Annotated in this window: 17 protein-coding genes; 8 read left to right on the forward strand and 9 right to left on the reverse strand. The window is 60.8% G+C overall.

Going from position 1 to position 21,935, the window contains the following annotated elements; genetic code table 11:
- Positions 1 to 30: 30 nt before the first annotated feature.
- Positions 31 to 486, reverse strand: a complete 456-nt coding sequence (locus ACVHNU_RS26795) for a tRNA (cytidine(34)-2'-O)-methyltransferase (RefSeq protein ID WP_003220777.1) — start codon at positions 484 to 486, stop codon at positions 31 to 33.
- Between ACVHNU_RS26795 and ACVHNU_RS26800 the strand changes: the two genes are divergently transcribed.
- Entirely contained in the window at positions 485 to 925 is a 441-nt protein-coding gene (locus ACVHNU_RS26800) for a hypothetical protein (RefSeq protein ID WP_226499819.1), read from the forward strand. The genes ACVHNU_RS26795 and ACVHNU_RS26800 overlap by 2 nt on opposite strands.
- 520 nt (positions 926 to 1,445) lie before the next feature.
- On the opposite strand, the gene ntrC is transcribed toward ACVHNU_RS26800, so the two are convergent.
- The 5 genes from ntrC to glnA all read right to left on the reverse strand — a co-directional run bounded on the left by ntrC (position 1,446) and on the right by glnA (position 7,015).
- Entirely contained in the window at positions 1,446 to 2,882 is a 1,437-nt protein-coding gene (ntrC, locus tag ACVHNU_RS26805) for a nitrogen regulation protein NR(I) (protein WP_103485265.1), read from the reverse strand.
- Positions 2,879 to 3,964: a nitrogen regulation protein NR(II) gene (glnL, locus tag ACVHNU_RS26810; RefSeq protein WP_003220783.1), complete on the reverse strand. Its 1,086-nt coding sequence runs from the start codon at positions 3,962 to 3,964 to the stop codon at positions 2,879 to 2,881. The genes ntrC and glnL overlap by 4 nt, the downstream gene beginning before the upstream one ends.
- A gap of 231 nt (positions 3,965 to 4,195) precedes the next feature.
- The gene (locus ACVHNU_RS26815) at positions 4,196 to 4,813 is read right to left on the reverse strand and encodes a DUF4124 domain-containing protein (protein ID WP_473018619.1); all 618 of its coding nucleotides are present in this window, start codon (positions 4,811 to 4,813) and stop codon (positions 4,196 to 4,198) included.
- Entirely contained in the window at positions 4,810 to 5,322 is a 513-nt protein-coding gene (locus ACVHNU_RS26820; protein ID WP_473018620.1) for a DUF4124 domain-containing protein, read from the reverse strand. Before ACVHNU_RS26820 ends, ACVHNU_RS26815 begins: the two co-directional genes overlap by 4 nt.
- 286 nt (positions 5,323 to 5,608) lie before the next feature.
- Positions 5,609 to 7,015, reverse strand: a complete 1,407-nt coding sequence (gene glnA, locus ACVHNU_RS26825; RefSeq protein ID WP_003220788.1) for a glutamate--ammonia ligase — start codon at positions 7,013 to 7,015, stop codon at positions 5,609 to 5,611.
- A 329-nt stretch (positions 7,016 to 7,344) separates the two neighbouring features.
- Here glnA and thiI point away from each other — a divergent pair, with 329 nt between their 5' ends.
- Positions 7,345 to 8,799, forward strand: coding sequence for a tRNA uracil 4-sulfurtransferase ThiI (gene thiI / locus ACVHNU_RS26830; RefSeq protein ID WP_003220790.1), 1,455 nt, complete (start codon positions 7,345 to 7,347; stop codon positions 8,797 to 8,799).
- 139 nt (positions 8,800 to 8,938) lie between these two features.
- Positions 8,939 to 10,759 (forward strand): translational GTPase TypA, encoded by a 1,821-nt coding sequence (gene typA, locus ACVHNU_RS26835; protein ID WP_003220792.1) that lies wholly within the window; start codon positions 8,939 to 8,941, stop codon positions 10,757 to 10,759.
- Positions 10,760 to 10,985: 226 nt separating this feature from the next.
- Here the strand turns inward: typA and ACVHNU_RS26840 are convergent, their stop codons facing one another.
- Positions 10,986 to 11,423, reverse strand: coding sequence for a YkgJ family cysteine cluster protein (locus ACVHNU_RS26840; protein ID WP_045122258.1), 438 nt, complete (start codon positions 11,421 to 11,423; stop codon positions 10,986 to 10,988).
- 258 nt (positions 11,424 to 11,681) lie between these two features.
- Between ACVHNU_RS26840 and ACVHNU_RS26845 the strand changes: the two genes are divergently transcribed.
- From ACVHNU_RS26845 to ACVHNU_RS26865, 5 genes are all read left to right on the forward strand, one after another.
- Positions 11,682 to 14,132: a glycogen/starch/alpha-glucan phosphorylase gene (locus tag ACVHNU_RS26845; protein WP_003220794.1), complete on the forward strand. Its 2,451-nt coding sequence runs from the start codon at positions 11,682 to 11,684 to the stop codon at positions 14,130 to 14,132.
- A gap of 254 nt (positions 14,133 to 14,386) precedes the next feature.
- The gene (locus tag ACVHNU_RS26850) at positions 14,387 to 17,974 is read left to right on the forward strand and encodes a DUF2339 domain-containing protein (protein WP_473018621.1); all 3,588 of its coding nucleotides are present in this window, start codon (positions 14,387 to 14,389) and stop codon (positions 17,972 to 17,974) included.
- Positions 17,971 to 19,335 carry a DUF3999 domain-containing protein gene (locus ACVHNU_RS26855; RefSeq protein WP_473018622.1) on the forward strand — a complete coding sequence of 455 codons (1,365 nt, stop codon included), beginning with the start codon at positions 17,971 to 17,973 and terminating at the stop codon, positions 19,333 to 19,335. The genes ACVHNU_RS26850 and ACVHNU_RS26855 overlap by 4 nt, the downstream gene beginning before the upstream one ends.
- 329 nt (positions 19,336 to 19,664) lie before the next feature.
- Positions 19,665 to 20,675, forward strand: coding sequence for a class 1 fructose-bisphosphatase (locus ACVHNU_RS26860; protein ID WP_003220797.1), 1,011 nt, complete (start codon positions 19,665 to 19,667; stop codon positions 20,673 to 20,675).
- A gap of 3 nt (positions 20,676 to 20,678) precedes the next feature.
- The gene (locus ACVHNU_RS26865; protein ID WP_473018623.1) at positions 20,679 to 21,281 is read left to right on the forward strand and encodes a DUF924 family protein; all 603 of its coding nucleotides are present in this window, start codon (positions 20,679 to 20,681) and stop codon (positions 21,279 to 21,281) included.
- Between the two features lie 10 nt (positions 21,282 to 21,291).
- Here ACVHNU_RS26865 and ACVHNU_RS26870 read toward each other — a convergent pair whose 3' ends face one another.
- Positions 21,292 to 21,624 carry a type II toxin-antitoxin system RelE/ParE family toxin gene (locus tag ACVHNU_RS26870; protein ID WP_003220799.1) on the reverse strand — a complete coding sequence of 111 codons (333 nt, stop codon included), beginning with the start codon at positions 21,622 to 21,624 and terminating at the stop codon, positions 21,292 to 21,294.
- Positions 21,621 to 21,893 carry a type II toxin-antitoxin system Phd/YefM family antitoxin gene (locus ACVHNU_RS26875; protein WP_003220800.1) on the reverse strand — a complete coding sequence of 91 codons (273 nt, stop codon included), beginning with the start codon at positions 21,891 to 21,893 and terminating at the stop codon, positions 21,621 to 21,623. The genes ACVHNU_RS26870 and ACVHNU_RS26875 overlap by 4 nt, the downstream gene beginning before the upstream one ends.
- Positions 21,894 to 21,935: the final 42 nt, after the last annotated feature.

Raw genomic sequence — 21,935 nt, forward strand, 5'->3', positions numbered from 1 at the left:
TACAGGGGTGATGTTTTTGCGGGCGGCGGGTTATTTGAAGTCGTTCTGCCGCCACGCTTCGTACACGGCCACCGCCACGGTGTTGGACAGGTTCAGGCTGCGGCAGCCTTCACGCATCGGCAGGCGCAGGCGCTGTTCGGCGGGCAGGGCGTCCAGCACTTCCGGCGGCAGGCCACGGCTTTCCGGGCCGAAGATGAACGCATCGCCCGGGACGAACGCGGCATCGTGAAACGGCCGCGAACCTTTGGTGGTAAAGGCGAACAGCCGTGGGTTGCCGAGGCTTTCCAGGCAACTGGCGAGGTCGGCGTGGCGCTGCAACGTGGCATATTCGTGGTAGTCGAGACCGGCCCGGCGCAAGCGCTTGTCGTCCATCTCGAAACCCAGCGGTTCGATCAAATGCAGGTGGCAGCCGCTGTTGGCGCACAGCCTGATAACGTTGCCGGTGTTCGGCGGAATTTCTGGTTGAAAAAGGATGACGTGAAACATGCACGGCTCCGAAGGTAAAGATGACGCGCATTCTACGCCGCAAGCCGACCCGCGTTCGAAACTATTCCCGCGGGTGATCGGTTCGCTGGCGATTTTCGGCTTGATGGTCGGCTTGATGATCGGTCGCCTGACCACGCCGGATCCGACTGTGCTGCAGCAGGTTGAGGTGACCGCTGTCGGCCTGGTGGTGTGGTTCAACAACGAACCGCAGCTGCACGGCGAAATCATCGACGGCACCGTGGCCCTGTTGTTTCAGGCAGAGGGCAAGGCGCAGAAGGGGCAGCTCAAGCTCAACGGCAAGGACGTGAACTGGCGAACGCGGGTGAGTGACGGTGGGTTGTTGCTGACGGTGCTGGCGGCGCGGCCGCTGCAAGGGGAGTGGGCCGGGAGCAAGGTCGATGACCGCTGGCGGCTGGAGATCCATCTCCGGGAGCAATAAAAGCGGGAATCCCCGGCCTGCCTGTACCAGGGTTCCCAAAACGGGGTGGACTTCGCTGCGAGCGTCGGTCCGGTGTAAAGAGGGAACCCCCGGCCTGCCTGTACCAAGGATCCCAAAAGGGTGGGCGCATCGCGTTGGCGCTCTGAGCCCGGTGTAAAGAGGGGATTCCCCGGCCTGCCTGTACCAAGGTCCCCGAAACGGGTGGTGAATCGAATCACCTGTAAGGGTTATTGCAGGGCGCGTGCCAGTTTTAGTATTTCGAAACAGAAAAAAGCTTCAGATGCGCGAAAGCCCCGTAAATCGGGGCTTTCGTGTTTTTACTGGCTGGGTTTTTAAGTCTTGCCTGGATGTTTTTAGCAACGGCTGCGATGCCCGATCACGGGTCAAAGTGCATTAGGTTGGTGCACGGCGGGGCCACGGTGGGAGCGGGCTTGCTCGCGAAGGCGTCGCGTCAGTCACTGATACGTTTCATGAACAGCGCTTTCGTGAGCAAGCCCACTTTCACAGAGGGCGTGGTTGATCAGCCCTCATCCCCCTCATCCTCGTCCCCGCCATCCACTTTCATCCCCAATTCCTTGATCTTGCGCGTCAGGGTGTTGCGCCCCCAGCCAAGCAATACCGCCGCATCGCGCCGCCGACCGGCGGTGTGCTTCAGCGCAGTCTCGATCATGATCCGCTCGAACGCCGGCACGGCGCTGTCGAGCAGGCTCGATTGGCCGCGGGCCAACGCCTGATCGGCCCACTGGCGCAGCGCTTGTTCCCAGTTGGTCACCGGCGCCGAATCCTGCGGCAGGCTCAGCAGCTCCGGTGGCAGGTCACTGATGTGCACTTCACGCCCGGACGCCATCACAGTGATCCAGCGGCAGGTGTTCTCCAGCTGGCGCACGTTGCCGCCCCACGGCAGGTTCTTCAGGTATTCCTCGGTCTCGCTCTTCAGCAGCTTCGGCTCCACCGCCAGTTCTTGCGCAGCGCGGCTGAGGAAATGCTTGGCGAGGGTCGGGATGTCTTCGCGACGGTCCGACAGGCGTGGAATGTGGATGCGGATCACGTTGAGGCGGTGGAACAAGTCCTCACGGAATTTTCCGGCATGCACCAGGGTTTCCAGATTCTGGTGAGTCGCGGCGATGATCCGCACGTCGACCTTGACCGGCACATGGCCGCCGACGCGATAGAACTCACCGTCCGCCAGCACCCGCAGCAAACGAGTCTGGGTATCGGCCGGCATGTCGCCGATTTCGTCGAGGAACAGTGTGCCGCCGTCAGCCTGTTCGAAGCGCCCGCGCCGCAGGTTGGCCGCGCCGGTGAACGCACCTTTCTCGTGGCCGAACAGCTCGGATTCCATCAGGTCTTTCGGGATCGCCGCCATGTTCAGCGCGATGAACGGCGAGGCCGCGCGCGGGCTGTGGCGGTGCAGGGCGTGGGCCACCAGTTCTTTACCGGTACCGGATTCGCCGTTGATCAGCACGGTGATGTTGGAATGGCTCAAGCGGCCGATGGCGCGAAACACTTCCTGCATCGCCGGTGCTTCGCCGATGATTTCCGGCGTGCGGGTCAGCGCCGGCACCACTTCCAGGCCTTGCTGTTCCTGTGCGTGCTGGTTCGCGCGTTTGACCAGCGATACCGCCTCGTCCACGTCGAACGGCTTGGGCAGGTATTCGAACGCGCCGCCCTGATAGGAGGCGACGGCGCTGTCCAGGTCGGAGTGAGCGGTCATGATGATGACCGGCAACCGTGGATGCTGTTCGCGGATGCGCGCCAGCAGGTCGAGGCCACTGGCACCCGGCATGCGGATATCGGAAATGATCACATCAGGCTGCTGACGGGCCAGACGACTCATCACGCCATCGGCGCTGTCGAAGCTCTGGGTGGTCATGCCTTCCTGCTGCAAGGCCTTTTCCAGAACCCAACGGATAGAACGGTCGTCATCGACGATCCACACGGTTTCACTACGGCTCATGTCGATGTGGCTCCTTGTTCCAGTGGCAGAAAGATCGAGAACGTGGTGTGGCCGGGGTGGCTGTCACACTCGATCAGGCCCTGGTGCTGGCTGATGATGTTCTGGGTAATGGCCAGGCCCAGCCCGGTACCGTCCGGACGGCCGCTGACCATGGGAAAGAAAATGGTTTCCTGGAGTTCCGCCGGTATCCCGGGGCCGTTGTCGATGATCTCGATCTTGGTCACCAGGCGATGACGGACGTGGCCGATGGTGAACTGGCGCATGGTCCGGGTGCGCAGGCTGATGCGACCCAGACGCAGCTCGTTCTGGCTGCTGATCGCCTGCATCGCGTTGCGCACGATGTTCAGTACGGCCTGAATCATTTGTTCGCGGTCGATCAGGACGTCGGGAATGCTCGGGTCGTAGTCGCGCACCAAGGTGATGCAGCCCTGGCTTTCCGCTTCGACCAGTTGGCTGACGCGCTCCAGCACTTCGTGGACGTTGCACAGCGCGAGTGACGGCAGCTTGTTGGAGCCGAGCATGCGGTCGACCAGATTGCGCAGGCGGTCGGCCTCTTCGATGATCACATTGGTGTAGTCGCGCAGACTGTCTTCCGGCAGCTCACGGGCCAGCAACTGCGCCGCACCACGGATACCGCCGAGCGGATTCTTGATCTCGTGGGCCAGGCCGCGCACCAGCATCTTGCTGGTTTCCTGCTTGGACAGCTGCGCCTCTTCCTTGGTGATCCGCAGCAGACGGTCGCGCGGATGTACCTCCAGCAGGAGCATGGTCGCGCCGTTGCTGAGGATCGGCGTCACCGCGTAATCCACGGTCAGGGTCTGGCCGGTGAGGGCGGTGAGCATCGCTTCGCGTTTGGTGAACGGGTGCGCCTGTTCGACTGCCTGGCGCAATGAGTTGAGCGCCTCGGTGGACTCGGTGAACAGCTCGCTGATGAACTGCCCATGGCTGCGCTGGCCGCTGATGGCCAGCAGCATTTCCGCCGCCGGGTTCATGTATTCGAGGCGCAATTCGGCGTCGAGCAGGATGGTGGCGGTGGTCAGGTTGTCGAGCAGCAAACGGTGGATTGCGTCGCTAATAGTCATCGGAGCCTCTTTTGGGGGCGGAGCGTGCGCAAGAAGCAGGCGTCGTTAAACGGAAAATGCAAAAACCAAACCAAGGCTCCGAAAAGAAGCGCTCAACCCGTGAAACAGGCGTTTGACGTTCATTTGCGTGGCGCTCAATGCACGAGAACGGGAAGTTTCGAACCAAAATGGGTTGGGATGTGGGTACGGTGCAACCTTATGCACCAATATAGTGCGCAAAGCTGAACGGCGTTAGAAGAAACGCAGGAAGGGATTTTTTTCTTCGACGGGTTTGTCTTTCAGCGGACATTCCGGGCGCACGCCGTAGTCCTCGCTGACGCAGGGTTTGACCTGGCGTTTCTGCGCCTGCGAGATGCGCAGCATGTGGAACGGCTGGTTGGCGGTGCGCTCGACGATGCGACCCTCGACATCGAGGATTTCCACTGACAGGTTATGGCTGCCCCGGTCGATATTGCTCAACGGGAACACCGGACTCGGGCCCGGCTCGCCAGTGGCCTGGCCGTCCAGCAGCAGGCGATAGCGATGGCCCTGCTGCAGGCCCGGTTCGCTGGTGACGCTGACGATCACCTCGCCGGCGCTGCTGCGAATGGTCGCGTCCGGCTCGGGGATCAGGATGCGCAGCATGTCGTAGTGGAACAGCGGTTGTTCCGCGACCTTTTTCACAGCGCTGAGCGGTGCTGCAGCCGTGGGGTTGGCCGACATGCGATTACTGGTCGCGATAGGTACGCGCTTGGCGTTGCCGCGCGGCTGGTCGGTGTAGACGCGATTGCCCTGCGCGTCGATATAGGTGAAGACCTCGGCGTGCACGGGCAGGGCGCACAGGCACAGGATCAGCCAGAAAATCCTCACGGCTTGTGCACTCGCTGCACGGTGAACACCACCGCCGGGCTCTGCTGGATGATCGCTTCACCGTCGATCACCTGCACCGCGAGACGATGCTCGCCGCGATCGACATTCACCAGTTGCAGGATCGGCACATTGCTCGGCTGGCCGTAGGGCGCGTCGTCCAGTACCAGCCTTAGCTGGTGCGGCGGCTGCAGGCGCGGCTTGATCAGCACGTTGACGGTGAAGGTGCCGTTGTTGGCGCGCAGGGCTTCTTCGCTGGGCAGGCCGGTCAGTTCCAGCACTTCATAAGCACTGCGCGCCGCTGGGCGCGTGTCCGTGCTGGCGGGCGCCGGGGTGCTCGGTGCCTGCGGTTCGACGCTGTTCAGCGGTGGCAGCTCTACCGGCAGCGCCTTTACACCGTCCGGCGCATGATCGCTGTAGACCGTGTTGCCGTTGGCGTCGGTGTACTTGTAGATCTGCGCGGCAGCGGGCAGGGCGATCAGTAGCAGGAGGTAGAGAAAGGTGCGACCCATGAAATCGACCGGCAATGAAAACGATGGGGTGGAGCATAGGCCAGGTGTGGCGGTTGGCCCAACCCTGGACATATCCGCAAATCATTCAGACGCTGCAATGCCCCCGTGGGAGCGGGCTTGCTCGCGAATGCGGTCGGTCATTGAAGATGATGGTGGCTGACACGACGCCTTCGCGAGCAAGCCCGCTCCCACAGGGTCGTGCGGGCGCCAACGAAATTCGCGCAATAAAAAAGGCCTCCCGAAGGAGGCCTCTTTTTGTTACGCCGCGTAGCGCAGCGCTACCGGATCAGCAGCTGTAGTACAGCTCATATTCCAGTGGGTGTACGAAGGTGCGGACCTTGATTTCTTCTTCGGATTTCAGCGCGATGTAAGCGTCGATGAAATCGTCGGAGAACACGCCGCCCTTGGTCAGGAACGCACGGCCCTTGTCCAGCTCTTCCAGGGCTTCTTTCAGGCTGCCGCAAACTTGTGGGATCTCTTTCGCCTCTTCAGGCGGCAGGTCGTACAGGTTTTTGTCAGCGGCATCGCCTGGGTGGATCTTGTTCTGGATACCGTCCAGGCCGGCCATCAGCAGTGCTGCGAAAGCCAGGTACGGGTTGGCAGCCGGATCCGGGAAACGGGCTTCGATACGACGGCCGCGTGGGCTGTTGACGTAAGGAATACGGATCGAGGCGGAACGGTTGCGAGCCGAGTAGGCCAGCATCACCGGTGCTTCGAAACCTGGCACCAGACGCTTGTAGGAGTTGGTGGCCGGGTTGGTGAAGCCGTTCAGGGCCTTACCGTGCTTGATGATACCGCCGATGAAGTACAGAGCGGTTTCGGACAGGCCGGCATAGCCTTCACCTGCGAAGGTGTTCTTGCCGTCTTTGGCGATGGACATGTGTACGTGCATGCCCGAGCCGTTGTCGCCGTACAGTGGCTTCGGCATGAAGGTCGCGGTGCGGCCGTATGCGTCGGCAACGTTGTGCACAACATATTTCAGAGTCTGAACTTCGTCAGCTTTCTTCACCAGGGTGTTGAACTTGACACCGATTTCGTTCTGACCGGCAGTTGCCACTTCGTGGTGGTGAACTTCAACGGTCTGGCCCATCTCTTCCAGTGCGTTGCACATGGCAGTACGGATTTCGTGGTCGTGGTCGAACGGCGGAACCGGGAAGTAGCCGCCTTTGATACCAGGACGGTGGCCTTTGTTGCCGCCTTCGATGTCCTGGTCGGACATCCACGAGCCTTGTTCGGAGTAGATCTTGAACATCGAACCGGAGATGTCGGACTTGAACTTCACTTCGTCGAAGATGAAGAACTCTGGCTCCGGACCTGCGAAGACGGTGTCACCGATACCGGTGGTCTTCAGGTATTCCTCGGCACGGTGAGCGATGGCGCGCGGGTCGCGATCGTAACCTTGCATGGTCGACGGTTCGATGATGTCGCAGACCAGGATCAGGGTCGCGTCTTCGGTGAACGGGTCGAGAACGGCAGTGTCGTCGTCCGGCAGCAGGATCATGTCGGAGGCTTCGATGCCTTTCCAGCCAGCGATGGAGGAACCGTCGAACATCTTGCCGACTTCGAAGAAGTCGTCTTCCAGCGCATCGCGAGCCGGCATGGTCACGTGGTGCTGAGTGCCTTTGGTGTCCGTGAAGCGCAGATCAATCCACTTGACGTCATGATCTTTGATGAGTTGAACCGACTTCGACATAGTGTCCTCCGGGGTGGCTTAGGGCTTGGTAGTGGATGCCCTTAATATGGGTGATGCCGGCGCAGATACTCTGCCAAGGCAACCTGCCTCACAAGGGAGCAAATTGCATGCCAGTGCCCCAGCATGGGTTTTTTGCCCCAAATTCACGCTTTCACAGGACGAAAGCGCCATAAAGGCGAAAATCTCGCCCTTTAATGTAGCGTCTTAAATCAAAAATGACCCGTTTTGGTGCAAGTGAAACCTTCTGCATATTAACTGGTTAAACCTTGAGCAATTTCCGCTATAATCCGCGCCCCCCTTTTTCGGCTGGCCCTGCGCGCGCTGTTTTCATGAAACTAATCGTAAAAGTCTTCCCCGAGATCACCATCAAAAGCCGCCCTGTCCGGATGCGTTTCATCCGCCAGCTGGCCAAGAACATCCGCGCCGTGCTCCGCGATCTGGACCCGGCCGTGGTGGTGAACGGTGTGTGGGACAATCTCGAGCTGGAAACCCGCGTTACCGACCCCAAAGCCTTGAAAGAGATGGGCGAGCGCCTGACTTGCACTCCGGGTGTCGCGCACTTTCTGCAGATCGACGAGTACCCGCTGGGCGACTTCGACGACATCACCGAGAAGTGCAAACAGCACTACGGCGATGTGCTGGCCGGGAAGATTTTCTCGGTGCGCTGCAAGCGTGCAGGCAAGCATCCGTTCAGCTCGATGGACGTTGAAAAATACGTCGGCAGCAAGCTGCGTCGTGAGTGCGGTGCGGCCGGAATCGACCTCAAAGACCCGCAAATCGAAGTTCGCATCGAAGTTCGCGACCAACGGTTGTTTGTCATTCACAGCCAGCACAACGGCATCGGCGGATATCCGCTCGGCGCCCTGGAGCAGACGCTGGTATTGATGTCCGGCGGCTTTGACTCGACGGTTGCCGCCTACCAGATCATGCGCCGCGGCCTGATGGCGCATTTCTGCTTCTTCAATCTGGGCGGTCGTGCCCACGAATTGGGCGTGATGGAAGTCGCGCATTTCATCTGGAAGAAGTACGGCAGCTCGCAACGCGTGCTATTTGTCAGTGTTCCGTTCGAAGAAGTGTTGGGCGAAATTCTCGGCAAAGTCGATAACAGTCATATGGGCGTCGTATTGAAGCGTATGATGTTGCGCGCATCGTCGGCCATCGCCGACCGGCTGCACATCGACGCGCTGGTCACCGGCGAAGCGATTTCCCAGGTATCGAGCCAGACGCTGCCGAACCTGTCGGTGATCGACTGTGTGACCGACAAGCTGGTCCTGCGCCCACTGATCGTTGCGCACAAGCAGGACATCATCGACACGGCCAACGAGATCGGCACCGCCGATTTCGCCCGGCACATGCCGGAGTACTGCGGGGTCATCTCGGTCAATCCGAAGACCGCCGCCAAGCGCCACCGTGTTGAGCACGAAGAGAAAGAATTCGACATGGCGGTTCTCGAGCGTGCGCTCGAAAACGCCAAACTGGTGTCGATCGATCGGGTGATCGACGAATTGGGCCAGGATTTGCAAATCGAAGAAGTCGGCGAAGCGCTGGCCGGTCAGATCGTCATCGACATCCGTCACCCGGATGCGGCCGAGGATGACCCGCTGGAAATCGCCGGCATAGAAGTACAGACGATGCCGTTCTATGCAGTGAACGCTCGTTTCAAGGAGCTGGATCCGACTCGCCAGTACCTGCTGTATTGCGACAAAGGCGTGATGAGTCGCCTGCATGCTCACCATTTGCTCAGTGAGGGGCATGCCAATGTGCGCGTTTATCGACCGAGCTAAGTGCCCGGGGCTGTTTGCCTGTGGCCTGCGTCACCGGCCCCCCGACACCGCCGTCAAGCTGTAACGGCCATGCCGGACACTACTGTTAATCGCTGCCAAGACTTGTCAGCAAACCGAATCCTCTGATCGAGATACACAAGTGATCGAAAATCTACGTAACATCGCCATCATTGCCCACGTTGACCATGGTAAGACCACCCTGGTAGACAAACTCCTGCGTCAATCCGGCACCCTGGAGCGCAACGAGCTCAACGACGAGCGCGTGATGGACTCCAACGACCAGGAAAAAGAGCGCGGTATTACCATTCTGGCGAAAAACACCGCCATCAACTGGAACGGCTACCACATCAACATCGTGGACACCCCGGGCCACGCCGACTTCGGCGGCGAAGTAGAACGCGTAATGTCGATGGTTGACTCCGTTCTGCTGCTGGTTGACGCTCAAGACGGCCCTATGCCGCAAACCCGTTTCGTGACCAAGAAGGCGTTCGAAGCCGGCCTGCGTCCAATCGTGGTCATCAACAAGGTTGACCGTCCAGGTGCGCGTCCGGACTGGGTTCTGGACCAGATCTTCGACCTGTTCGACAACCTCGGTGCTACCGAAGAACAACTGGACTTCCAGGTTGTTTACGCTTCGGCCCTGAACGGCATCGCCGGTCTGGACCACACCGCCATGGCGGAAGACATGACCCCGCTGTACCAAGCGGTAGTCGATCACGTTCCGCCTCCGGCCGTTGACCGTGACGGTCCGTTCCAGATGCAGATCTCCGCTCTGGACTACAACAGCTTCCTGGGTGTTATCGGTGTTGGCCGTATCGCTCGTGGTCGCGTCAAGCCGAACACCCCGGTTGTCGCTATCAGCGCCGACGGCAAGCGCCGCAACGGTCGTATCCTGAAGCTGATGGGTCACCACGGTCTGCACCGCATTGACGTTGAAGAAGCAGCGGCCGGCGACATCGTCTGCATCAGCGGCTTCGACGAGCTGTTCATCTCCGACACCCTGTGCGATATCAACACCGTCGAGGCGATGAAGCCGCTGACCGTTGACGAGCCAACCGTTTCCATGACCTTCCAGGTAAACGACTCGCCATTCTGCGGTAAAGAAGGCAAGTTCGTGACCTCCCGTAACATCAAGGATCGTCTGGACAAAGAGCTGCTGTACAACGTTGCACTGCGCGTTGAAGAAGGCGACTCGGCTGACAAGTTCAAGGTTTCCGGCCGTGGTGAGCTGCACCTCTCGGTACTGATCGAAACCATGCGTCGCGAAGGCTTCGAGCTGGCCCTGGGCCGTCCTGAAGTGATCATCCGTGAAGTTGACGGCGTGAAGCAGGAACCGTTCGAAAACGTCACCATCGACATCCCTGAAGAATCGCAGGGCAAGGTCATGGAAGAGATGGGTCTGCGTAAGGGCGACCTGAGCAACATGGTGCCGGATGGCAAGGGCCGTGTTCGTCTGGAATACAACATCCCTGCTCGCGGTCTGATCGGTTTCCGTAACCAGTTCCTGACCCTGACCAACGGTGCTGGCATCCTGACCTCGATCTTCGACCGTTATGCGCCAGTGAAGTCGGGCCACATGTCCGGCCGTCAGAACGGCGTTCTGGTTTCGGTTGAAACCGGCAAGGCACTGACCTACTCGCTGGAAACCCTGCAGGCTCGTGGCAAGCTGTTCGTAGAACACGGCCAGGAGATCTACAACGGTCAAATCGTTGGTCAGAACAGCCGCGACAACGACCTGGGTGTGAACCCAACCAAAGGCAAGAAGCTCGACAACATGCGTGCTTCGGGTAAAGACGAAACCATCGCTCTGGTACCACCTGTTCGCTTCACTCTGGAACAGGCTCTGGAATACATCCAGGAAGACGAGCTGTGCGAAGTCACGCCTAAGTCCATCCGTCTTCGCAAGAAGATCCTGGACGAAAGCGAGCGTACCCGCGCTGCCAAGAAAGCCAAGGCGTAATTTAGCCCGAGCTTGAAAAAACGCCCCCGGTCGCGAGACCGGGGGCGTTTTTGTTTGTCCGGGATTTAACCGAGACGGGGGCGGTGTTTGTGCTGGCCGCTTCGCGAGCAAGCCCGCTCCCACAGTAGATCTCGGTGAACACAAATCTTGTGTACGCCATAGTTCCCTGTGGGAGCGGGCTTGCTCGCGAAGGCGGCCTGAAAGGCGCCGAAAATTTCAGGAATGATCAGAACTTCTCGATCGACCGCGAGTTCTGCACTCGCTCCACTTCTTTGGGCTTGTACGCGCAATACCCCGGCCGCGGGCCGATTTTCGGGTGGTTGCGGCAGGTGTCCGGGCGCTTGTCATAAATGGTGCACAGGCGCGATTTACGATCCAGGTAGTAGCAATCGTTGTTGCTCATGCGCTGCAGGGTGAAGATCCCCGACTTCTGGTTGAAGCGCTCGACCAGCCCTTCCTTTTGCAGGCGCTTGGCGATGTTCTTCGGCGGATCGCCCAGCTCGAACTCGTCGACCACGCCGATGCGCACCAGATCCTTGATCTTGACCTCGACCGGCAGCGTGCAGCAGCTGGAGATACAAGAACCGCACATCGGGGCCGAATATTTGGCCCACGTATCGAGACGATCGATCTCGGCGGCGGCAATCAGGTTGGGCTTCATCATCGGGAGTTACCAGGCGTGTGCATCAGGGCGCGCGATCATACCGGGACTGGTGGATTTTTGAACAACCTTTCGCCAGATTTTTTCATCGTCCGCCAAAATTGGCGCTTGACCCGGCACGGGCCATGCATCGATCAGCGTGCTCGCCAAGGTTATGCCGGGCGATCTCACACTCTCAAGAAAAACTGCCGAACCAGAGCCGCCAGCGTCGGTCAGACCGTCTAGGCTCAGACAATTCCCCGCTCGCTCGAGGTCCTATCGATGACTCAAGAACCACTAGTTCGCGAAGCAGAGGTGGCCGCATTCCGCGATGCCGTCCTGACCAAGCTCACCTATGCAGTGGGTAAAGACCCGGATCACGCCTTCGACCATGACTGGTTCGAAGCCATTGCCCTGGCGGCGCGCGACCACATGGTCGAGCACTGGATGGACCACACCCGGCAGATCTACCGCAAAGGCCAGAAGCGGGTGTATTACCTCTCGCTGGAATTTCTCATCGGTCGTTTGCTCTACGACAGCCTGAGCAACCTTGGCCTGCTCGACGTCGCCCGTGAAGCGCTGACTGAGCTCGGTGTCGATCTGGAACGGATCCGCCTGCTCGAGCCGGATGCGGCACTCGGCAACGGCGGCCTCGGGCGTCTGGCGGCGTGCTTCATGGAAAGCATGTCGACCCTCGGCATCGCCGGGCACGGCTACGGCATTCGCTACGAACACGGTCTGTTCCGTCAGGCCATCGTCGATGGCTGGCAGCAGGAACAGACCGAGCACTGGCTGGATTTCGGCAACCCGTGGGAGTTCGAACGTCCGGAAGTGGTGTACTCGATCGGCTTCGGCGGCAGCGTCGAAACCGTGACCGATGCCAGCGGCAAGACCAAACAGGTCTGGTCGCCTGCGGAAACCGTACGGGCGATTGCCTACGACACACCGGTGGTCGGCTGGCGCGGGGCGAGCGTCAACACCCTGCGCCTGTGGCGCGCCAGGGCGATGGAAGATTTGCACCTGGAGCGCTTCAACGCCGGTGACCACTTGGGCGCCGTCGCCGAAGTGGCCCGGGCTGAAAGCATTTCCCGGGTTCTCTATCCGGCCGACAGCACCGAAGCCGGGCAAGAGCTGCGTCTGCGTCAGGAGTATTTCTTCGTCGCCGCTTCGCTGCAGGATTTGCTGCGCCGCCATCGCAACATGCACACCTCGGTGCTGACCCTGGGCGATCACGCGGCGATCCAGCTCAACGACACCCACCCCTCGATTGCCGTCGCCGAATTGATGCGCCAACTGGTCGACGTCTACGACGTGGCCTGGGATGCGGCGTGGCAAGTCACCGTCGACACCCTGTCGTACACCAACCACACGCTGCTGCCGGAGGCGCTGGAAACCTGGCCGGTGGGCCTGATGGAGCGCATGCTGCCGCGGCACATGCAGATCATTTATCTGATCAACGCCCAGCACATCGACTCGCTGCGGGCCAAAGGCATTCACGATTTCGACGTGCTGCGCGCGGTTTCCCTGATCGAGGAAGACAACGGTCGCCGTGTGCGCATGGGCAACCTCGCGTTCCTCGGTTCGCATAGCGTCAACGGCGTGTCCGGGCTGCACACGCAGTTGATGCGCAAGACCGTGTTCGCTGAACTGCACAAGCTCTACCCGGAGCGGATCAACAACAAAACCAACGGCATCACCTTCCGCCGCTGGCTGTTCCAGGCCAACTCCGAGCTGACCTCGATGCTGGTCGACTCCCTCGGCCCGGAGGTGCTGGATAACCCGGAAGAACGCTTGCTCGACCTCGAACCGTTCGCCGAGAAACCCGCCTTCCGCAAAGCCTTCGCCGAGCAGCGCCTGCACAGCAAAAAGGCCCTGGCCTACCTGATTCACGAGCGGCTGGGGATTGCGGTCAACCCGGCGGCGATGTTCGACGTGCAGGTCAAACGGATCCACGAATACAAGCGTCAGTTGCTCAACCTGATGCACACCGTGGCGCTGTATCAGGCGATCCGTGCCGAGCCGGAAACCGACTGGGTGCCGCGAGTGAAAATCTTCGCCGGTAAAGCGGCGGCCAGTTATCACCAGGCCAAACTGATCATCAAACTGACCAACGATATCGCCCGGGTGGTGAACAACGACCCGACCGTACGCGGCTTGCTGAAAGTGGTGTTCCTGCCCAACTACAACGTCAGCCTGGCGGAGAGCATCATTCCGGCGGCGGACTTGTCCGAGCAGATTTCCACGGCCGGGTTCGAAGCCTCGGGCACCAGTAACATGAAGTTCGGCCTCAACGGTGCACTGACCATCGGCACCCTCGACGGCGCCAACGTGGAAATGTGCGAGCGCATCGGCGCCGAGCACATGTTCATCTTCGGCCTCAGCGCGCAGCAGGTCGAAGCGCGTAAACAGAACCACGAGTTCAGCGCCGCGCCGGATATCGCTGCGTCCCATCGTCTGAACGATGTGCTGCAGGCGATCCGCAGTGGTGTGTTCTCACCGGACGACACGTCGCGCTATACCGGGCTGATCGATTCGCTGGTGGACTACGACCGCTTCCTGGTCTGCGCCGACTTCGACTCGTACTGGGAAGCGCAGATGCGCGTCGATGCGCACTGGCACGATTCCAACAACTGGTGGCGTTCGGCAGTGCTCAACACGGCGCGCATGGGCTGGTTCTCCTCAGACCGGACGATTCGTGAATACGCCACCGATATCTGGAAAGCGCTGGAGTAATCTTTCGCAACAAATGTGCGCAAGGCCCAGCGTTTGTTGGGCCGGATCGATATACTGAGCGCCAGTTACCGGGCTGTTCAATCACCACTGATCCAATGTAGGAGTGAGCCTGCTCGCGATAGCGCCGTCACATTCAACAGCTTCGTTGACTGAAAAACCGCTATCGCGAGCAGGCTCACTCCTACAAGGGTTTGTGGCTAGACTGTGCAATCGCCGGATACGCCCCGCCTTGGGGCTGCTTAGGGATATCGACCATGCAATGGATGTTCATGTTGATCGGGCTGTTGCTCGGCTGGCTGCTCGACGAGTCGTTCAGTACCGCACTGCTGGGTGCACTGCTCGGACTGGCGATCGGGCAAACGCTGCGCATCGCCCAGCTCGGCAGGCAGACTGCGGAGCAACAGCGCCAACTTGAACAGACGAAGGTGGCCTTGCAAGGCGTCGCGCAGCGCCTGTATCTGCTGGAAGGCTCTCCCTCTCACGCGGTGCCAGCGGCAAGCGCGGAACCGGTCAGCGAGCCTGCCATCGTCGCCGAACAAGCACCCGCCGACGCGCCGGATCTGGTCTGGGAGCTGCCGCCCGAACTCGAACCGATCACCGTCACTGCCAGCGAAACCAGTCAGCCACTGCCGGCCGATGTCTGGCATCTGGACGCCGTCACTGCCGAGCCATCGCCCCCCGCACAACCTGCCGAACCCCGTGGCCCGAACCTGATCGAGCGTGGCATCCGCGCTGCGCGCAACTGGCTGTTCGGCGGCAACACCGTGCTGCGGGTCGGTGTGGTGCTGCTGTTTTTCGGTCTGGCCTTCCTGCTGCGCTACGCCACCGAAGGCATGGTGGTGCCAATCGAATTGCGTTACGCCAGCGTCGCGGCGGCGGCGTTGGCCCTGCTGGCGCTGGGCTGGTGGCTGCGCACACGCAACAACAGCTATGCGCTGATCCTGCAAGGCACCGGGATCGCGGTGCTGTACCTGACAGTGTTTGCGGCGATGCGTCTGCATCCGCTGCTCGATCCGTCCGCCGCGCTGGGTCTGCTGGTGGCGGTCACGGTGTTCTCGGCGATTCTCGCCATCACTCAGGATGCTCTTGGACTGGCCGCCGCCGCTGCGCTTGGCGGTTTCGCCGCACCGATCCTGACCTCGACCGGGGAGGGCAACCATGTCGCGCTGTTCAGCTATTTCGCGCTGCTCAATGCCGGCATTCTTGCCATTGCGTGGTTCAAGGCCTGGCGCCTGCTCAACCTGATCGGGTTCGTCGGCACGTTCGGTATCGGCTTCGCCTGGGGCTTGCGTTCCTACGCTCCGGAGCTGCTGTGGAGCACCGAGCCGTTCCTGATCCTGTTCTTCCTGATGTATCTGGCCATCGGCCTGCTGTTCGCCCGGCGCAAGTTGCTCGACATGCCCGATGCGCCAGCGGACGGCGATCGCGAGGCGCTGCTCCATTGGTCGGCGCGCAAGGGCGACTACGTTGACGGCACGATGTTGTTCGGCCCGCCGATCGTGGGCTTCGGCTTGCAGTTTGCGCTGGTGCAGCACCTGGAGTTCGCCGCCGCGTTCAGCTCACTCGCACTGGGCGTGATCTACATGGGGCTGGCCCGGGTATTGATGGGCGGGCGCGCATTGCTGCTCGGTGAAACCTGTCTGGCGCTGGGGGTGATTTTCGCCAGTCTGGCGATCCCGCTGGGCCTCGATGCGCGCTGGACTTCGGCTGCGTGGGCAGTGGAGGGCGCGGGGATTTTCTGGCTCGGCCTGCGTCAGCATCGGCCGTTCGCCCGAGCGTTTGCCCTGCTGCTGCAACTGGGGTCGGCGCTGGCCTTTCTCAGTCAGTTGCGGGTTGGCGATAGCAGCCTGCTCGACGGCGCACCGCTGGGAGCGTTGATGCTCGGCATCGCGCTGCTGTTCAGTTTCTATCAATTGCGCAAAGCCTCGGCAGAACAGGCTTCGCCGTGGGAGCGCCAGGGCTTGCCGGTGCTGGCGGCACTGGGCCTGACGTTCCTGTACTTGTTGGCGCCGCTGTTTTTCTTGGTTCAGGCGACAGCGATCAGTTGGGCCTTGGCCGGGCTGGTGACCTTGTTTGTCGGCCTGCGCCTGCAATCGCGCACGTTCCTGTTCACCGCGTTCGCCGTGCAGTTGCTCGGCGGCGCGCTGTTCCTGTTGCGCCTGCAAGGCGCGGGCGAGGATTCGGCGGCCGTATTCAGTGCCGGTTGGAGCGGTTTGCTCAGCGCATCGCTAATCGGTCTGGCGTTGATCGCCGGCATGCTGCTGGCGGCGCGCGACGAGATGGTGCGCGGCGATGTGCGGCTGCTGCGCGGGTTGTCGGTGGTGTTGCTGGCGGGGTTGGTGCTGATCAATCTGGCGGTGCTGTTCGTGCTGCCGTGGCAAACCGCGAGTGCGGTCTGGGCGGCCAGCGGTCTGCTGATCATCTGGCTCAGCCTGTACCTCAAACAGCGCGTGAGTTTTGTCTTTGGGCTGTTGTTGCAGTTGATCGGCGGCACGGCGTTTTTGCTCGCCGGCCCCGCGTTGCTCGGGCCGCTGTCCAGCGAAGGTCTGCGGCCGCTGGCCCATGGCGGCTTCTGGACGCCGCTGGTGCTGGGGTTGGCCGCGCTGGTCGGTGCCTGGCGCCTGCAATTGGGCAATCACGCCTCGGCCTTCGATGCGCTGAGTTTGCAACGCCTGTCCGAAGTGCTGCTGGTGTGGGGCGCCGGTTGGTGGGCGTTGGCGTGGGTCAGTGAGGTGCTGCGTTTTGCGCCGCTGAATTTGCAGGCGACGCTGTTGCTGCTGGTCGCTGCGCTGAGTGTGGCGTTGTGGACGCTGTTGGCGCTGCGCCTGAAATGGCCGGCGCTGGGCCTGCTCTGCACCTTGCTGATTCCGGCGGCGGGGCTGGTGTTGCTGGCGGCGTGGCATGCGCGTTATCACCCAGCGGCGAATTTCGGTTGGCTGGCGTGGGTATTGGTGTTCGCCGTGCATTTCTTCAGCCTGCGGCGTCTGGCGCCGATGCTGCCGGCTCGGGCCTTGAGCACTGCGCATGTGCTGGGTTGCTGGCTGCTGATCGGCGTACTGGCGCTGGAGCTGCGCTACGGTCTGCTGCTGTTGTCCGAGCAATACAACGCCTGGCGCTGGCTGGGCTGGGCGATCCTGCCGAGCCTGTATCTGCTGTTGGCGGCGGCTCCGCGCAACTGGCCGTGGCCGGTGGCAGCGTTCCCTCGCGAATATCGTTTGTACGCTGCCGCGCCGCTGGCAGTGCTGATGCTGGCGTGGTTCTGGCTGGCCAACGGTGTCAGCGACGGCAACGCCGAACCGCTGCCGTATGTGCCGCTGATCAACCCGCTGGAACTGGGCCTGCTGTTCGCCCTGTTCGGGGTTTACGTGTGGTCGCGTCATGCGGTGACGCAGTTTGCCCTGCGCAAGGATTACGCCGAGTACGCCACGCAACTGGTCGCCGGTGTTTCGCTGTTCGCCTTCTGCACCGCGCTGGTGACCCGCGCCGCACACCATTGGGCGGGGATTCCGTTCGAGCTGGATCTGCTGCTCGAATCGATGCTGGTGCAGGCCGGGTTGTCCATCGTCTGGACCCTGATGGCGTTGGGTCTGATGATCGGCGGGCATCTGCGCCATCGTCGTGAAGTGTGGCTGATCGGCGCGGCGCTGATTGCGCTGGTGGTGGCCAAACTGATTTTTGTCGAATTGAGTAACCGTGGCGGCCTCGCCCGGATCGTCTCGTTTATCGGCGTCGGTGTGTTGCTGCTGGTGGTGGGCTACTTTGCACCGCTGCCACCGAAACGCGCCGAAGCCGAACCGGCGGCGGACAAACCCGTCCCGGACACCGAAGGAGTTTCATCTTGAGTCGCATGCTGAATCTGGGGTGGTTGGCGCTGGGTGTGGTGATGACTGCCGGCGCCCTGGAAAAACCGGCGGACTTCGCCACGCAGGTGCCGCTGGCGGTGAGTGGCAACGGTCCGTGGTATCGCCTCGACCTGCCGTTGAGCGCGCAATTGCAGGCACGCCAGACCGATCTCAGCGACCTGCGCATATTCAACGCTGCCGGTGAACCGCAAGCCTACGCCCTGGCCCGCGAATCGGCGCAGACCCGCGACGACGGGCAGTTGCATGAGGTGAAGTGGTTCCCGCTGTACAACGCCGCCGATGCCAGTGAGCGTGCGCCGAACGTGCGTGTGCAATCGACCACCACTGGCACATTGGTAGAAGTGCAGCCGTCCACTCAACTGGAGGCCGGCGAAGAAGTGCTGCGTGGCTGGCTGCTCGATGCCAGTGCGATCAAGGCGCCGCTGCAGCAGCTTATTCTCGACTGGACCAGCGAGCGTGACGGCTTCCAGCGCTTCAGCATCGAGGCCAGTGATGACTTGCAGCATTGGCAGGCGTGGGGTGAGGGGCAGGTGGCACGGCTGACCTTTTCCGACGAGCGCATCGAGCAGCATGAGGTCGCGCTGCCGGGGCAATCGGCGCGCTATCTGCGCCTGCTGTGGGAGGCGCCGACGTCGGCACCGATCCTGACTTCGGCACAATTGAAAAGCAGCGATCCACGCAACGTGCCGCTGCCGTTGGTCTGGTCGCAAGCGCTGGCGGGCAGCAGCACCAAGTCCGGCGAGTACACCTGGCAGTTGCCGATGGGGCTGAATGTCGAGCGGGTGCAGGTCGAGTTGAAGCAACCGAACAGTCTGGCTCCGGTCACGCTTGCGGGCCGGCGCGAAAGCAGCCTGCCGTGGCAGACGTTGAGCAACGGTTTGCTGTATCGCCTGACCCAGAACGGTCAGGACGTGGTGCAGAACGAATTGCAGTTGTACGGGCAGACCGTGCAGCAATTGAAACTGAGCGTGGACGAGCGCGGCGGTGGTCTGGGCGAGCAGGCACCGAGCCTGAAATACGCGGTGCGGGCGACGCAGGTGATTTTCCTTGCGCGCGGTGAGGGGCCTTACAGTCTGGCGCTGGGCAATCCGTCGGTGAAAACCGCGAACCTGCCGCTGAGCACGCTGATTCCGGATTTCAAACCGGAAAAACTCGCGACGCTGGGCAAGGCAACGGTGCAGGGCGCAGTGGTCACCACGCAGGTGGCGAGCAGTGAGGCGGCGGCGATGCCGGAGACCAACTGGAAGAAAATCGGCCTGTGGGCGGTGTTGCTGGTGAGCGTGGTGTTCCTTGGGGCGATGGCGGCGAGTCTGTTGCGCAAGCCACCGACCAATTCCTGAGCATGGCTGGCGCTGCGCGCCATTCGCGAGCAAGCCCGCTCCCACATTGATCGCGTCCAGCAGGGCTACTCGGTCAACTGTGGGAGCGGGCTTGCTCGCGAAGGCGGCCGATCGGCCAACAAGAATTTCAGATCGGTCGCGGATCCGCATGCACCACCCGTCCCGTTTCGAACTACGCTGAATGCGGTGCCTGAACTCTCTCGGCCCGTTCACGTCTGATGGAAGCAATTGCGCCCCAATGCACGTTACCGGGCGTCATCGCTCGCTACGTTTTCAGACTCCCTGTAAACTGCGCGGGTTTTTAGCCCCCCATTCCACCGGAGCCGTCCATGTCCCGCGTTACCCTGAGTCGCTATTTGATTGAGCAGACCCGCAGCAATAACACTCCTGCCGATCTGCGCTTCCTGATCGAAGTGGTGGCGCGTGCCTGCAAAGAGATCAGCCACGCCGTGTCCAAAGGCGCCCTGGGTGGTGTTCTGGGCAGCATGGGCACTGAAAACGTCCAAGGCGAAGTGCAGAAGAAACTCGACGTGCTGTCGAACGAAATCCTGCTCGAAGCCAACGAATGGGGCGGTCACCTGGCCGGCATGGCGTCCGAAGAAATGGACAATGCCTACCAGATCCCGGGCAAATACCCGAAAGGCGCCTACCTGCTGGTATTCGACCCACTGGACGGCTCGTCGAACATCGACATCAACGCCCCGGTCGGCACCATCTTCTCGGTACTGCGTTGCCCGAACGAATACCTGAGCCAGAACGAAGCGCTGAACGAAAAAGCCTTCCTGCAGCCAGGCACCCAGCAGGTTGCTGCCGGTTACGCGATCTACGGCCCGCAGACCATGCTGGTACTGACCCTGGGCGACGGCGTCAAAGGCTTCACCCTGGACCGCGAAATGGGCAGCTTCGTGCTGACCCACGAAGACATCACCATTCCTGAAACCACCCAGGAATTCGCGATCAACATGTCCAACCAGCGCCACTGGGAAGCCCCGGTACAACGCTACGTCAGCGAACTGCTGGCCGGCGAAGAAGGCCCGCTGAAGAAGAACTACAACATGCGCTGGGTCGCCGCGATGGTGGCCGACGTACACCGCATCCTGACCCGTGGCGGTCTGTTCATGTACCCACGCGACAGCCGTGAGCCATCCAAGCCCGGCAAACTGCGTCTGATGTACGAAGCCAACCCGATGTCGTTCCTGGTGGAACAGGCTGGCGGCGCGTCCACCGACGGCCACCAGCGCATCCTCGACATTCAGCCCGAAGGCCTGCACCAGCGTGTAGCGGTGTTCCTCGGCTCGAAAGAAGAAGTCGCCCGCGCCACGGCTTACCACAAGGAATAAGCCATGAACGCGCCCTGGCAGCCGTTGCTCGATTGGTGGTTCGGACATGCCGAATCACCGGACGAGATTGCGGCTGACAAGGGCAAGTTGTGGTTCGGCAAGAAAGACAGCCAAGACCTCGAAGCGCGTGAGCGTTTCGGGGTCTTTGTCGATCAGGCCCTCGCCGGCGAATTGACCGAGTGGACGCAACGTCCCGAAGGTTGGCTGGCGGTGGTGCTGCTGCTTGATCAACTGCCGCGCATGATTTTTCGCGACTCTCCTAAAGCCTTTTCCGGTGATCTGCGCGCGCAGAAGCTCGTCGCGCAGGGCATTGCTGCGGATTTCGATCGGCAGTTGAAGCCGATCCAGCGGGTATTCATTTATCTGGTGTTCGAACACTGCGAAAACCTCGCGGTGCAGAACGAAGCCGTTTCGCGCTTTATCGCTCTGCTGGCCGAACAGCCGGAAGCCGAGCGGGCGGTGTTTGCCGACAATCTGGATTATGCCGAGCGGCATCGGAAAGTGATTGCGCGGTTTGGAAGGTTTCCGCATCGCAATGCGGTGTTGGGGCGGGAGTCTACGGCTGAGGAGTTGGCGTTTCTCAGTCAGCCTGGGTCACGGTTCTGATTTGTTGAGTTCAAGGATTGCCGTTCAACAGCCTCTTCATCAAAAGTGAAGGCAGGCTTTTTCTTGAGTCGACAATGATATGAACGAAGACGGTTTTTTCTCTGACTTCATAAATGACTCGGTTCATCCCGGAAATGATTTGTCGGTATTGACCAAGGTTGAGCTTCTCGATTTCCTCGGGGATTGAACCGGAATAAGGAAGGTCTGCGAGACCAAGAATGGCGTTCTTGAGGTTAGCGTAGGTACTCTGCCACGTCTGACTCGAGGACTGTTTGATAAGGTAGGTCCGGAGTTCTTTGAGATCTGTCTGTGCGGACTGAAGAATAACGACCTTCAAACTCATTGATGGTCGGCCCTGTCCACGTCCGCGAAAACATCCTCAGCGTCTCGATACTTGCCTTCCTCAATCTCCCGATTGCCCATTGCCAATAGCTTCAGCAAAGCCATTGTGTCTTCCTGCTCCTCAAAGCTTTTCACGTCCATAACTACAAGCTTGGCTTCACCATTTTGGGTGATGACCAATGGCTCACGGCTTTCAGTGATCGACTTGACGATCTCCGCTGTATGACTTTTGAGGTAGCTGATCGGTTTGATTTGCGATGAAAGCTTCATGGTTGAGTCTCGCCAAATTGAACAGGACTGAGTTTAGTCTTA

This window comes from Pseudomonas sp. Ors-4-3C (assembly GCF_055755035.1).